Below are 15,315 nucleotides of genomic sequence, written 5' to 3' on the forward strand. Positions count from 1 at the left end.
TTTATAAAGTATTTTAATACTTTTTTGAATCTGTCAATGCGTAAGTCCTAGAAAAGATGATTTCAGCCCGTCGCTTTCCTTCTATACTCTAGGTGTACTTTATTATGATAAGTCAAACCTAGAATAGACAGGGAATTATTCATGCAATTCAAACCACTTGCAGATACCGGCATTTTACTTCCAGAAATCTGTTTAGGTACCATGACCTTTGGTGAACAAAATACCCAGGAAGAAGCTTTTGAGCAGCTCGATTATGCACTGGATCAAGGACTGTATTTCTGGGATACCGCAGAAATGTACCCGGTACCGCCAAAACTGGAAACCCAAGGTGCGACAGAACGCATTATCGGGAACTGGATTGCATCACGTGGCGGTCGTGACAAACTGTTTTTAGCATCCAAAATCGCTGGTCCATCACAAGGTGGTAGTCATATCCGTGATGGACAGACCCGTTTTGGGGCAGATGAAATTTCAGCGGCCATAGACCAGTCATTGTCACGTCTGCAAACCGATTATATCGACTTATACCAGTTGCACTGGCCGCAACGCCCAACGAATTTCTTTGGTAAACTCGGTTATGGCAATGCTGAAGCAGCCGAAGACCGTGCAGTGACGGATCTCGAAGAAACCCTGACCGCCTTGCAATATGAAATTAAAAATGGCCGTATCCGTTATATCGGTCTGTCGAATGAGACCCCATGGGGGACGATGAAGTTCCTGCATCTGGCCGAGAAACTGGGATTATCAAAATTTGTCAGCGTACAGAATCCATATAACCTGCTGAATCGCACCTATGAAATCGGTATGTCAGAAATTGCCAAATACGAAGGTGTTGGCTTGCTAGCATATTCACCACTGGCATTCGGATATCTGACGGGTAAATTCCGCAATGGCGCACGTCCGGCCAATGCCCGTGTGACTTTATTCTCGCGTTTTAGCCGTTATAGCAATCCGGAAAGTGAATGGGCGGTGGAGCAATATGCACAACTGGCAGAGCAGCATGGTCTGACCCTGACTCAATTGGCATTGGCATTTATTAAACAGCAGTTCTTTGTAACCAGCACGATTATTGGTGCAACTAATCTGGATCAGCTAAAAGAAAATATTCAGGCTTTTGAAGTCAACCTGTCTGAGGAAGTACTGAAAGGCATTGAAGCGATTCATCGTCAGCAGCCGAATCCGGCACCATAATTTTTATAATCTATTCCGGAAAAGCCTTTATTGATAAAGGCTTTTTTTATTTCACATGATTAAGTTTGTGGCTGAATAAAAATTCTTCTTTGTTGACTTGAAATATGATTTGACTATACCAATATTATTATTGAAGACTGCCTGATATTTATTTTAAGTTTTTGAAAAATATATATAAATTTATTTGAAATTTATGTGCGTGCTCCCATATATGAATTAAGTTAAAAATTTGTTGTGAGGAAGAACAATAATGCGCTTTGAAAAATTTACAAATCGCCTGCAGCAAACCCTTTCAGATGCACAATCCTTGGCAATGGGTAAGGACCATGCTTCTATCGACGGTATTCACATTCTGGCAACTTTATTAGATGAGTCATCCAATATCAGTCTGCTGCAACAGGCAGGTGCGAACTTACGTGATTTGCAAGCTAAACTGCAAACTGCGCTGAGTAATGCACCGACTTTAAGCCAGTCCACCGGTGATATTAACCTTAGTCCTGAAGCAGCGAAAGTTCTGCATCTGGCAGACAGTTTTGCCCAAAAAGCAGGGGATGAATTCCTTTCTACTGACTGGGTATTGTTAGCATTAGCGGAAACAGGCAAAACCAAATCACTTTTAAGTGAAGTAGGTGTTAAAGCCGAGACCTTAAAACAAGTCATTCATCAAATTCGAGGCAATGAAAAAGTCATGAGCAATAATCATGAAGATCAGCGTGACTCTTTAAATAAATACACCATTGACCTGACTGAACGCGCATTACAAGGCAAGCTGGATCCAGTGATTGGTCGTGATGATGAAATTCGCCGTACCATTCAGGTCTTGTCACGCCGTACCAAAAATAACCCGGTACTGATCGGTGAGCCTGGTGTCGGTAAAACTGCGATTGTAGAAGGTCTGGCACAGCGTATCGTGAATGGTGAAGTTCCAGAAGGTCTGAAAGGTAAACGCGTTCTGTCACTGGATTTAGGTTCATTGCTGGCTGGTGCCAAATACCGTGGCGAATTTGAAGAACGTCTAAAAGCTGTTCTGAAAGACCTGGCCAAACATGAAGGCGAAATTATTCTATTCATCGACGAGCTGCATACCCTGGTGGGCGCAGGTAAGGGCGATGGTGCCATGGATGCCGGTAACATGCTGAAACCAGCATTGGCACGTGGTGAGCTGCGTTGTGTGGGTGCAACGACCCTGGACGAATACCGCCAGTACATCGAAAAAGATGCAGCTTTGGAACGTCGTTTCCAGAAAGTATTGGTGGATGAACCAAGTGTAGAAGATACCATTGCAATTTTGCGTGGTCTGAAAGATCGTTATGCGACTCACCATGGTGTACAGATTCTGGATTCTGCGATTATCGCTGCGGCGAAAATGTCACATCGCTACATCACTGACCGTCAATTGCCAGACAAAGCGATTGACCTGATTGATGAAGCAGCATCTCGTATCAAAATGGAGCTGGACTCTAAGCCAGAAGCTTTGGATAAACTTGAACGCCGTTTGATTCAGCTGAAAATGCAACTGGAAGCGGTGAAAAAAGATGAAGATTCGGGTGCCAAGTCTGAAGTGAAATATCTGGAAGATCAGATTGCTACAGTTGAGAAAGAGTATAGCGAACTGGAAGAAATCTGGCGTGCAGACAAAGCGCTGGTTGCAGGCAATAAAGACATTCAGGTGAAGCTGGATCAAGCCCGTATTGCGCTAGAAAAAGCGCAGCGTGAGGGTGATCTGGCAGAAGCGGCACGTTATCAGTATGGCGTGATTCCTGAGTTACAGAAGCAACTGGAACGTATTGAAGCAGCTGAAGAAAGTGAAGCGCCAAAACTATTGCGTGACAAAGTCACTGACAATGAGATTGCTGAAGTGGTCAGTGCTGCAACTGGTATTCCAGTGGCAAAAATGCTGCAAGGTGAGCGTGACAAACTGCTACATATGGAAGAATTCCTGCATAAACGTGTCGTCGGTCAGGAAGAAGCTGTCGTGGCAGTGTCGAATGCAGTCCGTCGTTCTCGTGCCGGATTGTCTGATCCAAACCGTCCAAGTGGTTCATTCCTGTTCTTAGGTCCAACCGGGGTGGGTAAGACTGAGTTGACCAAAGCTTTGGCGAACTTCCTGTTTGACAGTGATGATGCAATGATCCGTATCGACATGTCGGAATTTATGGAAAAACATTCTGTCAGCCGTCTGGTTGGTGCGCCTCCGGGTTATGTCGGTTATGAAGAAGGTGGAGTGCTGACTGAAGCGGTACGTCGTAAACCCTATAGCGTGTTGCTGTTTGATGAAGTTGAGAAAGCGCATCCGGATGTATTTAATATCTTATTACAGGTATTGGATGATGGCCGCTTAACGGATTCACAAGGCCGTGTGGTGGACTTTAAAAATACCGTGATCGTGATGACTTCTAACCTAGGTTCAAGTGATGTGCGTGAACTGGGTGGTGGTGCGACCCGAGATGAGGTACGTAGTGTAGTGATGAATGCAGTGTCGGAACACTTCCGTCCTGAGTTTATTAATCGTATCGATGAGATTGTGGTGTTCCATTCACTGGAAAAAGCCCAGATTCGTGGTATTGCCGATATCCAGTTGAACCGTTTACGTCAACGTCTGGCAGAGCGCGACTTGCGCTTATCCGTGGAAGACAGTGCTTTTGACCAGTTGATCGATGTAGGCTTTGATCCTCTATATGGTGCGCGTCCATTGAAACGTGCGATTCAGCAACGTATAGAAAATGGCCTGGCGCAAAACATTCTTGAAGGAAAATTCAATCCGGGCGATACCATTGTGGTTAGCGCTGAAAATGGTGAACTGGTCTTCGAGAAAATGAAGCTCAACTAATCTAAACTGATCGGAAAAGAAAAACCCAGCCTAGGCTGGGTTTTTCTTTATGGTACTTACTGCTTTCATCGCACCACTTTTCATTTCTCGTTCTGCGAGAAAAAGAAAGAGGGTGTAAATCCTGATGAAAGAAATTAATTCATTATCAAATTACATTTTTGGATGAGTGATTTTCCATGCACGGTGAATCTTCTGATTACGCTTGAAATCAGGGCCGATGGTTTCATGGGTGATTTCTTCCACATCAAAGAATGCCAAGATTTCTGCATCCATTTCAAAGCCACGATAATTATTTGAGAAGTAGAGTGTACCTTCAGTGGTTAAACGGTTCATGGCACGTTTAATCAAAGATAAGTGGTCACGTTGTACGTCAAAAGTACCGTAGAATTTCTTCGAGTTAGAGAATGTTGGTGGATCGATAAAGATCAGTTCATATTGCTCATGACCTTCTTTCAGCCATTCGAAACAGTCAGATGCAAAGAACTGATGTTGCTCATCAGCATGATCTACAGTCAGGCCGTTCAAGACGAAGTTTTCTTTCGACCAGTTCAAATAGGTATTGGATAAATCCACGCTCGTCGTACTTGCTGCACCACCCAGTGCTGCATGTAAACTTGCCGTAGAGGTATAGCTATACAGATTCAGGAAATGCTTGCCTTTGGCCTCTTTGGCAATACGTAAACGCATCTGACGGTGATCCAGGAACAGACCGGTATCCAGATAATCGGTCAGGTTGACCAGAATCTTGGCCTGACCTTCCTGCACGATAAAACGTTTAGACGCCGTACTTTGTTTGGTGTACTGGTTTTTGCCTTCCTGACGGGCACGGGTCTTGATAAAGATCGCATCACGACCTAAACCCGTCACAGCACGAATCGCCTGCAAAGCCAAATTAAAACGTTTTTTAGCTTTTTCAGGATCAATTTTTTTCGGTGGGGCATATTCCTGAACGTGCAGACGCTCACCATACAGGTCTACTGCGATATTAAAATCAGGTAAGTCTGCATCATACAAACGTAGACAGTGAATATTTTCTTTCACCGCCCATTTTTTCAGAGTTTGCATATTCTTGGTCAGACGGTTGGCAAATTCCATCGCACCTTCGATCGGCTCGAACTGTTGCGGCTGCCAGCTTTCCAGGAATGGACGTACCACTGCAGCCGGTTTAACTGTACCGAAACGGATATAGATCGGCAGTTTACCGTTCATCAAACGCAGAATTTGTGGATCATTGAACGCCAAGACATCGGCTTGTTCCACCTGAGCAGCAATGACTGCCGCTTTCTGATTCGGGAAATTCTTTTGTAGCAGATTAGACAGACCCAGATACAAGGCACGGTTAGATGCCTTATCACCCAGACGCTCACCGTACGGCGGGTTGGTGACGAAGAAGACTTTTTTGCCTTCCGCCTGGAAATCTGGCCAATCATTTAAAGTACGCTCTTCGATCTTGATCTGGTCGAGGGCTGATTCAAAACCTGCAGCAATAATATTCTGTTTAGTGGCTTTCACCGCTTCCCAGTCGGCATCAAAAGCATAGAATTTTGGTAATGGGTTCTCTAGCGCAGCTTTATGACGCTCAGCCGCTTCAGCTTTAATACCCATCCATAATTCATGGTCATGACCATTCCAGCCATTAAATCCGAAACGACGCACCAGACCTGGGGCACGATCAGTCAGAATCATCAGTGATTCAATAATAAACGTCCCTGAACCACACATAGGATCAACCACAATATCCGGGTTGATGTCTTTCAGGCCGCCTTTTTGCAGGATCGCCGCTGCCAGGTTTTCCTTGATTGGTGCTTCAGTCATAAAGCGACGATAGCCACGTTTATGCAGCGAATCACCAGAAAGGTCCAGGCAGTAGGTATGAGCTTTTTTACCAGCCAGAATATACATAGTGATTTCTGGCTGTTTGGTGTCAATGCTTGGACGTTTGCCTACGGCTTCCATAAAAGAATCTACGACACCATCTTTAGCACGCAAAGTGGCAAATTGGGTATTGACTTTGATATCACGTTCGACATGCAGACGAATTGCGAAGGTACTTTGTGGTGCAAAAATTAGTGACCAGTCAAAGCTGATTGCACCTTCATAAAGCTCTTCAGCCACATCACGCGCATCATGGGAGAATTCAATTTCATGTGTGTGGATTGGCATCAGGACACGTGAAGCCAGACGCGACCACATACAGATGCGGTACGCATTTTCCAGTGTACCTTTAAAGGTCAGACGACCCGGGAAACGTTCAATATCCTGAACACCTAAACCTTTGATTTCTTCTTCTAATAAGGTTTCCAGACCATCGGCACAGGTGACCCAATAATTGCTTAAACGTGAAGAGGTATTCATAAAATAGAGAGACCGGAAAAGAATAAATAAAAACTGCGCTCAGTTTACCGTATTTTGCCTTTTAAAGCTTTTGAAATTGTTTCGATTGGCTTTGAAATTTCACCTGAACAAGCCCGCTACAATGAAATAAATATTAAATACATAATAAGTGAATCAAATTGGTATGGAAATTGCTCCTTATAAAAAATGAGACTGTAACCACTGGGGAGGGGTTACAGTCTCATTTTTTAAAATAATTGGGGATTTAAAATGGTAAATGGGGATAGCTTTTCAATTGCAACTTTAATTTATGCGCGTTTAAGACGCGTTTCCGGTCGTGTGATTGATGCAATCTACCTGTCTGAGAATAAAGACTATGCAAAGCATGTGATTGAGCTGGCTATAGCAACTCAAGATGAGGAGTTATCACGACTGGTAGAAAAATTAAGACAGGTTTTCGATCTGTCTATGGATCAAGATGAATCTCTAACAGATACAACTCAGCATGTTCAGGATGACTTGATTGTTGTGGAACCGACACAAGAAGATATTTATCGCGCCCAAGTTGCCCATCGTTATATTGGCGCATTGCGCTAAGCTGGTTATGAGTGCAGATGCTCCAGACTGATGCACTCAGCTTTTGCATGTAAAAACAGCAATCTGAGAAAAAGGTTAAATTATCTTATTGAAAAAATACATAGGAATTTCAAAATCAATTTTTATTATCAAGTCGGTTTTTGTACAAGTAGCCGATTTCCCAAGTGCGAACAGAAGTGAATCTCTGTATAATACGTTGACTTAACGTATAAGGAATCTCTCATGCACTTGGCTGCATTGCATACACCGAGCCAGATTCAACTCAATAAAGAAGGCAATCTAAAACACTTCTTGACTATCGAAGGTCTTTCTAAAGAAACTCTTACAAAAATACTGGACACTGCGGCGTCCTTTTTTAATGACCAAAATCAGCTCATTACCAATAATTTGCTCGAAGGGCGAACGGTAATGAACCTCTTCTTCGAAAACTCTACCCGTACTCGTACCACTTTTGAAGCAGCTGCAAAGCGCCTTTCTGCTAACGTTCTTAATATTGATATCGCACGTTCAAGTACCTCTAAAGGTGAAACGCTGCGCGATACCTTGTGGAACCTTGAAGCAATGGCAGCGGATATTTTCGTGGTGCGTCATTCATCTTCTGGTGCAGCGCATTTTATTGCCAAAGATGTTTGTCCGAATCTGGCTATCATTAATGCGGGGGATGGCCGTCATGCCCATCCAACCCAAGCCATGTTAGATATGCTCACGATTCGCCGTGAGACCAAAAAGAATTTTGAAGATATTTCAATTGCGATTATCGGTGACATCAAGCATTCACGTGTAGCGCGTTCGGATGTCGCAGCTTTGCAAACCTTGGGCTGTAAAGATATTCGTGTTATTGCACCCAATACTTTACTTCCTTATGGCTTCGATGATTACGGTCCAGAAGTTCGTCTGTTCAACAATATGGAAGATGGCATCAAAGACTGCGACGTGATCATTACCTTACGTATTCAGAACGAGCGGATTGATTCACCGGCGCTATCTTCACAAGCTGAATTCTACAAAATGTATGGCCTGAATAAAGAACGTCTGGCCATGGCAAAACCAGATTGTATCGTCATGCACCCGGGTCCAATGAACCGTGGTGTGGAAATTGATTCCAGTATTGCAGATGGTCCACAGTCAGTGATTCTGAATCAGGTGACCAATGGGATTGCAGTACGTATGGCGGTGTTGGCACTTTCAATGCAGGGCCAGCTCCAGGAACAAGGTTTGATTGAAGCGATTGCGGTATAAGGAATAAGTCATGTCTATTGTTAAAATTGAAAATGTTCGAGTTCTAGACCCAATTGCAAACACTGATTCAGTCGAAACAGTTTATCTGCAAAATGGCAAACGTGTCGCAGAAACTGCAAATGTTCCAGAAACGATTAATGGTCATGGTAAATGGCTGATGCCTACTATGGTCGATCTGTGTGCACGTCTGCGTGAGCCAGGTCAGCAACAGCATGGTACCTTGAAGTCTGAAGGCAAAGCAGCACGTGAAAACGGTATTCTGCATGTGTTTACGCCACCTGATTCAAAGCCAATCGTACAGGACAATGGTGCCTTGATTCATGGTCTGGTTGAAAAAGCTATGCTGGATGGCGGCATTTATCTGGAAGTGATTGGTGCGCAGACACAAGGTTTAAATGGACAACAGCCAGCAAATATGGCGGGTCTGAAAAAAGGTGGTTGTAGTGCTGTATCCAATGCTAGCGCGCCGTTTGCCAATGATGATGTAGTTCTGCGTACCTTGGAATATGCAGCAGGTCTTAACCTGACTGTAGTGTTCTATGCAGAAGAACCGCAAATTGCCAAAGACGGCTGTGTGCATGAGGGTTTTATTGCATCACGTCAAGGTTTACCAATGATTCCGGCACTGGCAGAGACTGTAGCGATTGCTAAATATCTGCTGATGATTGAAGCGACTAAAGTGCATGCACACTTTGGTTTGTTGTCTTGTGGTGCTTCGGTTGAGCTGATTCGTATCGCCAAAGAAAAAGGCCTCCCCGTAACATGTGATGTGGCGATGCATCAGTTGCATTTAACTGATGCACTGATTGACGGCTTCAACTCACTCGCTCATGTTCGTCCACCCTTACGTTCTGAATCAGATAAAGAGTTACTGCGTCAAGGCGTGAAGTCTGGAGTGATTGATGCGATCTGTACCCATCACGAACCACTCAGCAGCTCTGCAAAAATGGCGCCGTTTGCAGAAACTCAGCCTGGCTTTACTGCATTTGATACCTTCCTTCCATTTGGTTTGCAACTGATTAAAGAAGGTCTGTTTAGTCCATTGGAATGGGTAGAGAAAGTGACGATTGCACCTGCCAAGGTCGCTAAAATGCAAGAGCGCTGGATGAATGAGGCAGGTTGGGTGCTGCTTGATCCTGAAATAGAATGGACTTTGACGAAAGAGAGCATTGTGTCACAAGGTAAAAATACACCATTGATCAATCAAAAGGTTAAAGGAAAAGTTTTACAAAGCTTTGTGCCAGCATAAATCAGTTCCTGATTGTTTTTATTAAAGTCAGCTTCGGCTGGCTTTTTTTATTTTGGTAAACATATCATTAACTAGCACTATTGAAATGTTATGATTTTCATACAACTATTTACATTTTCTAAAAAGATCGGGTTTTAAACTGAATAAATATTAATCATTAAAAAATCAAAAGAATGGTGACTTTATGAATGACGACCTGATTCAACGATTAAAATATCATGTTACTCCGACGGTGCTGCAAGGCGAAACGGAGTATGTTGCTGCCAAAGAGCAGGCGCTGGCGCAATTTTATCCTATTTTCCTGAGCATATTGCGTGTGCATCCGGAACAGGCAGAAACTTTGAGTCAGCAATTAAATCCAAAGATCAGTGAATTGTTCACAGAAAAACCTGAAATCAAACAACGTCTGCTCGAGCATCTGGCCAGCCTGTCCGATAGCGTGCCACAAGAGCAGCTTGAACAGACCTTAAATCGTTCGATTAAACCAACCATTGAGTATCTAAAAACAGAAGCCGATGCATCTAATCCTGATGCAATTAATTATGTAATTGAAACCAATAATGATTCAATTCAAAAAGCGTTGCCGACCTGGGCATCACAGCTGTTACTTGCTATAGGTGCATCGCCACTGGTTGGCCATCATCCAACACCTGTACCGGGAATTGATCCTGAACCTGTTGAACCGGCGATTCAAAAAGAAAGAAGATCACGTTTTTTAATTCCGATCATTGCCTTTATTATCGTGGCTGCTTTAATTATGTTCTTCTTCCGAGGCTGTACACGTGATGATGATCCAGATGATATCCGGGATATGCAAAATGCATCTAAAGCAGTCGCAACTGAAACTGCATTTCTAAAATTAAGTACTGGAAGTGAGGGGCAGATTACTAGCTGTCAGGTACAGATTAATGATCCTCAGTATATGGAAATTCTACAAAACGAGATCAAACAGATTTTTAATTATAATATCGGTTGCGGTTCAGAAAATAATGATAATTACCATTCTGAATTCACCGATCAGGATACGATTCCATCTGTATTAAAAGCAATGCAGGGTGTGCCAAATGTCAGCTTGCATTGGGAAGGAAAACAGGTTTCTGTACAAGCCGGGAATTCAGCCGATGCTGAACGTATTGCAGGTGAAATTCGCCAGCTGGCAAAAAATATGACGGTCATTACCCAAAAACCTATTAGTACTGCAAAGGCGATTAATACGCCGAGCAATGAAGCTGAAAAAGTCTTGGCAAGTATGCCGATAGAACAAATCCAAGCCTTAGATGTTGCGACAGCTTTAAATCTGCAAGCAATCAACTTTGCTCCAGGTTCAACTGAAATCCCGACCATCAATCAGTCGATTCTGGATCAGACAGCAGCTTTAATGAAACGTGCACCTCAAGTTCATTTACGAGTGATTGGTCACACAGATGCTCAAGGCGATGCAGAACTAAATAAACAACTTTCTTTACAGCGTGCTCAGGCGATTGTTAACTATCTGGTGAAACAGGGGGTCGATCCTGCCCAGTTGAATGCGATAGGCATGGGGCCAGCTCAACCCAATGCATCAAATGCTAAAGATGTAGACCGTTATAAAAACCGTCGTATTGCCTTTGAAGTCATGAATACCAACACTGGGACTGTACGTGCGGTCGATGACCAAGGTGTAAAACAGAAGGTGTAAATTTAAGACTAAAGAACGGTTTATTTAAATAGCCTATTTAACTAGATTGATCAAAATGAAAAGGACGAATTGCTTCGTCCTTTTTTTATTGGCATGCTGTGCGCAATTGATCAGGAATATGAGTAAATGCGGATTACTATCATCGGGGCAGGGCGAGTGGCTTATCATCTTACCCGTGTATTGTCAGTACAGCATGAGATTGTGCAGATTTATAGCCGGACCTTGGAAAAAGCACAGCAATTGGCAGATCAATTCCAGGCACAGGCAATTGAAAAGCCTGAGCAACTGGATAATCGTGTGGATCTGGTCATTATTACGGTTAGTGACCAGTCAATTGCCATGGTTATTGAACAGATTCATCCATATTTACCGAATAACCTGATCATACATACTTCCGGCAGTACTCATTTAGATGTGTTGAAACAAATCCATACACGTGCTGGTGTGTTCTATCCATTACAAACTTTTAGTCTGGAACGTGAGATTAACTGGGAAAATACACCTTTATTTATCGAAGCACATGATCGCGAAGACCAAAATATCCTTCAAAATTTAGCAAATAGCCTAAGCAGTAGAGTCTATTTATATAGTTCAGAGCAACGCCTAAGCCTGCATTTAGCTGCAGTCTTTGCATGTAATTTTAGCAACTACTGTTATGACATGGCCAAACAGGTAGTCGATGCACAGCAAGTGGATTTTGGTCTGCTTTATCCCTTAATTCTGGAAACAGCAAAAAAAGCCACACAGAATGATCCACGCCAGATGCAGACAGGTCCCGCCATGCGGGGAGATCAGAATATTCTGAATATGCACCAATCCATGCTGGAACAGTCACAACGTAGTGATCTGGCAGAAGTATATGCCTTGATGAGTCAGCAGATCCTGCAACGCCATCAAGCTTCCTAAACCTGAACAATATATAGGTAATTGAATTGCATGCAGATTTCTCGATCAAGCATCGAGTTTAATTCTGAATATCAATTGTTCTATTTTCAGAAAATATCTTAAGTTGAGAAGATAATAATGAAAATGGAACAATAACAATGCAACAGGAATTTGACTACATCATTATTGGTGGAGGGAGCGCAGGATGCGTACTGGCCAGCCGTCTCAGTGAAGATCCCAATATTTCTGTCTGTCTTTTGGAAGCAGGTGGGCAGGGCAATGCCTGGACAGTAAATATTCCGGCAGCCTGTGTCATGAGTTTACCAACCAAAATTAACAACTGGGCTTTTGAAACCGTTCCACAAAAAGGATTGAATGGACGTAAAGGTTATCAGCCACGTGGTAAATGTCTGGGGGGTTCCTCGGCAATTAATGCCATGATTTATATCCGTGGCAATCGTGCCGATTATGATGATTGGGCAGCACAAGGCTGTACTGGCTGGTCTTATGATGAAGTACTGCCATATTTTATCCGATCTGAGAATAACCATCGCATTCAGAATGAATATCATGGTAATGCAGGCCCTTTACATGTATCCGATGTGCAAACAGACAGTATTTTCCATGAGCGATATTTACAGGCAGCACGTGAGCAGGGCTATCCAGTGCTGGATGATTTTAATGGTGCAGAGCAGGAAGGCTTAGGAGTTTATCAGGTGACTCATGATAATGGTGAGCGTTGTAGCGCAGCTCGAGCTTATCTGTTTCCACATTTGAATCGTCCGAATTTGACCATATGGACTAAAGCCACCACGCATAAAATTATAATCGAACAAAAAGCGGCAGTTGGGGTGCAGGTGCAACATGCGGGTCAATTAAAAACGTTACGAGCACGACAGGAAGTTTTGCTCTCGGCAGGTGCCATGCAATCTCCACACCTATTGATGCTATCCGGAATTGGTGATGCTGAAGAACTGAAACAACACGGTATCGAGCTCAAGCACCACTTGCCAGGGGTTGGAAAGAATTTTCATGATCACCCCGATTTTATTTTCGGCTATAGCGTCAAAGAATTTGCCGGAACTTTCGGGATATCCATGTCAGGTTCACTGGATATGTTTAAGCAGATTAGGCGATATCGCAGTGAACGCCGTGGCATGATTGCGTCTAATTTTGCTGAATGTGGAGGATTCATTAAAAGCTCGCCAGCACTGAAAATTCCCAATCTGCAACTGCATTTCGTGGTGGCATTAGTGGATGATCATGCACGTAAATTCCGTAGAAGCCACGGCATTTCCTGTCATGTCTGTTTATTAAATCCACGCAGCCGTGGTTCAATTAAACTGAGCGGGCCAAACATTCATGATCCGCTATTGATTGATCCAAATTTCTTGAACGATGAACGCGATTTGGATGATCTGGTGCAAGGTTTTAAACTGACGCTAAAATTGATGCAGTCACCATCGCTTTCCAGTCTGTATAAGCAGGATTTATTTACTGCGCATGTAAAAAATGATGAGGATATTCGGGAAATCCTGCGCAATCGGGTAGATACGGTGTATCACCCAGTTGGTAGTTGCAAGATGGGCGTTGATGATATGTCTGTAGTCGATCCTGAATTATGTGTCTATGGCATTCAAAATCTGCGGGTGATTGATGCTTCAGTCATGCCATCGGTCGTGAATGGCAATACCAATGCACCAACAATTATGATTGCAGAAAAAGCTGTGGATCTGATCCGGGCAAGACAACAAACATCGAAAGTTGCTTAAAAATATGAGAATTTCTTTTTACAGAATAAATAGGGACCGTATATGACGTCATGGGAACAAGGTACAAATCTGGATAGTGCCAAATACATGCAGGATATTTTCCAGCAACAGCGTCAGGCATGTTTGCAAGCAGCATATCCAGATTATGAGCAGCGTCAACAGCAACTTAAAACACTATACCAAATGGTGGTGGAGCATCAGCATGAGATGGCAGCTGCTATTAGTCGGGATTTCTCGAACCGGAGTCTTGACGAAACCAAGCTGTTTGAAGTGCTGACCAGTTTGAATGGACTGAAACACAGCTTGAAACATCTGAAAAAATGGATGAAGCCGAGTAAACGTCAGGTTGGTATTCTGTTTCAGCCAGCCACGGGTTATGTGATGTATCAGCCGGTAGGCGTGGTTGGTATTGTGGTGCCGTGGAATTATCCGCTTTTCCTCGCCATTGGTCCTTTGGGTCAGGCCTTGGCTGCGGGTAACCGGGTCATGCTAAAAATGAGTGAATATACCCCGGAATTTTCTAGTCTGTTTCAACAGCTGATTGCCCGTTATTTCCCAGCTGACCAGATTGCTGTAGTTACGGGGAATGCACAAGTCGCGCAACAATTTACTACTTTGCCATTTGATCATTTGCTCTTTACTGGCGCGACTTCAATTGCACGTCATGTGATGCATGCGGCGGCGGAGAATTTGACCCCAATCACACTGGAGCTCGGTGGTAAGTCACCTGTTATCGTTGCGAAGGATGCAGATTTACAGGAAAGCGCACGCCGTCTGGCTTTTGGCAAAACCATGAATGCCGGGCAGACCTGTGTAGCACCAGATTATGCATTTGTGCATCAGTCACAAATCCAAGCTTTTATTGGAGCTTATTTCAATGCTATTCGACAGTTCTATCCAAATAGTATTTTAAGCAATCCGGATTATACAACCATCATTAATGACCGGCAGCTTGCTCGATTACAGCGATATATTGAGGATGCTCAGGCCAAAGGTGCACAGTTGCATCAGATCGAACAGGGGGTAGATGGGCGCCGTTTGCCGCACCTGGTCCTGACCAATGTTCATGACGATATGCTGATCATGCAGAATGAAATCTTTGGTCCACTTCTGCCCGTCATTGGCTATGAGCAGATGGATGAAGTAATTAACTACATCAACCAGCATGACCGGCCATTGGCACTGTATTACTTTGGTTATAACAAAGCTGAGCAACAAAAAGTCCTGCATACGACACACAGTGGCGGGGTCTGTCTTAATGAAACTTTAATGACGGCTGGTATGGAGGATATGCCCTTTGGCGGGATTGGCCCATCTGGAATGGGGCATTATCACGGACATGAAGGCTTTAAGACCTTTAGTCATGCCAAGTCGGTATTTAGCCGTCCAAAATTCAGTTTGATGAAGCTGATTTATCCACCGTATGGCAGTTCGATTTTGAAACTGATTTATCGTATCTTCTTGCGTTAAAGTGAGTGATGCCTAGGAAAATTGCCAGGTATAAAGATCAACATCTATTTTTCTTTCTAAAATTGATTTC

Annotated in this window: 10 protein-coding genes; 9 read left to right on the forward strand and 1 reads right to left on the reverse strand. The window is 43.5% G+C overall.

What is annotated here, in order from left to right:
• Positions 1-141 precede the first annotated feature (141 nt).
• Both C8322_RS04975 and clpB read left to right on the forward strand, forming a co-directional pair.
• Positions 142-1,191 carry an NADP(H)-dependent aldo-keto reductase gene (locus C8322_RS04975; protein WP_008306564.1) on the forward strand — a complete coding sequence of 350 codons (1,050 nt, stop codon included), beginning with the start codon at positions 142-144 and terminating at the stop codon, positions 1,189-1,191.
• A gap of 250 nt (positions 1,192-1,441) precedes the next feature.
• The gene (gene clpB / locus C8322_RS04980; RefSeq protein ID WP_008306562.1) at positions 1,442-4,021 is read left to right on the forward strand and encodes an ATP-dependent chaperone ClpB; all 2,580 of its coding nucleotides are present in this window, start codon (positions 1,442-1,444) and stop codon (positions 4,019-4,021) included.
• Positions 4,022-4,171: 150 nt separating this feature from the next.
• Here clpB and rlmKL read toward each other — a convergent pair whose 3' ends face one another.
• A complete protein-coding gene (gene rlmKL, locus C8322_RS04985) occupies positions 4,172-6,376 on the reverse strand; it encodes a bifunctional 23S rRNA (guanine(2069)-N(7))-methyltransferase RlmK/23S rRNA (guanine(2445)-N(2))-methyltransferase RlmL (RefSeq protein ID WP_111810425.1) in 2,205 nt (734 codons plus the stop codon).
• A 249-nt stretch (positions 6,377-6,625) separates the two neighbouring features.
• On the opposite strand from rlmKL, the gene C8322_RS04990 reads away from it, so the two are divergent.
• The 7 genes from C8322_RS04990 (at position 6,626) to C8322_RS05020 (ending at position 15,245) form a co-directional block, all read left to right on the forward strand.
• Entirely contained in the window at positions 6,626-6,952 is a 327-nt protein-coding gene (locus C8322_RS04990) for a hypothetical protein (RefSeq protein WP_004812297.1), read from the forward strand.
• A gap of 222 nt (positions 6,953-7,174) precedes the next feature.
• Positions 7,175-8,191 (forward strand): aspartate carbamoyltransferase catalytic subunit, encoded by a 1,017-nt coding sequence (locus tag C8322_RS04995; protein WP_004812299.1) that lies wholly within the window; start codon positions 7,175-7,177, stop codon positions 8,189-8,191.
• A 10-nt stretch (positions 8,192-8,201) separates the two neighbouring features.
• Positions 8,202-9,440 (forward strand): dihydroorotase, encoded by a 1,239-nt coding sequence (locus C8322_RS05000; protein WP_111810426.1) that lies wholly within the window; start codon positions 8,202-8,204, stop codon positions 9,438-9,440.
• Between the two features lie 184 nt (positions 9,441-9,624).
• Positions 9,625-11,118 (forward strand): OmpA family protein, encoded by a 1,494-nt coding sequence (locus C8322_RS05005; protein WP_111810427.1) that lies wholly within the window; start codon positions 9,625-9,627, stop codon positions 11,116-11,118.
• Between the two features lie 126 nt (positions 11,119-11,244).
• Entirely contained in the window at positions 11,245-12,024 is a 780-nt protein-coding gene (locus C8322_RS05010) for a Rossmann-like and DUF2520 domain-containing protein (RefSeq protein WP_004812306.1), read from the forward strand.
• 137 nt (positions 12,025-12,161) lie between these two features.
• Complete coding sequence (locus tag C8322_RS05015; protein WP_004812308.1) at positions 12,162-13,775, forward strand: GMC family oxidoreductase; 1,614 nt, start codon at positions 12,162-12,164, stop codon at positions 13,773-13,775.
• Positions 13,776-13,817: 42 nt separating this feature from the next.
• Positions 13,818-15,245: a coniferyl aldehyde dehydrogenase gene (locus C8322_RS05020; protein WP_004812309.1), complete on the forward strand. Its 1,428-nt coding sequence runs from the start codon at positions 13,818-13,820 to the stop codon at positions 15,243-15,245.
• Positions 15,246-15,315 lie beyond the last annotated feature (70 nt).

It is taken from the genome of Acinetobacter sp. SM1B, from assembly GCF_003289665.1.
Taxonomy (GTDB): domain Bacteria; phylum Pseudomonadota; class Gammaproteobacteria; order Pseudomonadales; family Moraxellaceae; genus Acinetobacter; species Acinetobacter schindleri.

Excerpts from the sequence above, each read along its gene's own strand:
- C8322_RS05005 (WP_111810427.1), top strand. The coding sequence starts at position 9,625 with ATGAATGACGACCTGATTCAACGATTAAAATATCATGTTACTCCGACG.
- C8322_RS04975 (WP_008306564.1), top strand. The coding sequence starts at position 142 with ATGCAATTCAAACCACTTGCAGATACCGGCATTTTACTTCCAGAAATC.
- clpB (WP_008306562.1), top strand. The coding sequence starts at position 1,442 with ATGCGCTTTGAAAAATTTACAAATCGCCTGCAGCAAACCCTTTCAGAT.
- C8322_RS04990 (WP_004812297.1), top strand. The coding sequence starts at position 6,626 with ATGGTAAATGGGGATAGCTTTTCAATTGCAACTTTAATTTATGCGCGT.
- rlmKL (WP_111810425.1), bottom strand. The coding sequence starts at position 6,376 with ATGAATACCTCTTCACGTTTAAGCAATTATTGGGTCACCTGTGCCGAT.
- C8322_RS05020 (WP_004812309.1), top strand. The coding sequence starts at position 13,818 with ATGACGTCATGGGAACAAGGTACAAATCTGGATAGTGCCAAATACATG.
- C8322_RS05015 (WP_004812308.1), top strand. The coding sequence starts at position 12,162 with ATGCAACAGGAATTTGACTACATCATTATTGGTGGAGGGAGCGCAGGA.
- C8322_RS04995 (WP_004812299.1), top strand. The coding sequence starts at position 7,175 with ATGCACTTGGCTGCATTGCATACACCGAGCCAGATTCAACTCAATAAA.
- C8322_RS05010 (WP_004812306.1), top strand. The coding sequence starts at position 11,245 with ATGCGGATTACTATCATCGGGGCAGGGCGAGTGGCTTATCATCTTACC.
- C8322_RS05000 (WP_111810426.1), top strand. The coding sequence starts at position 8,202 with ATGTCTATTGTTAAAATTGAAAATGTTCGAGTTCTAGACCCAATTGCA.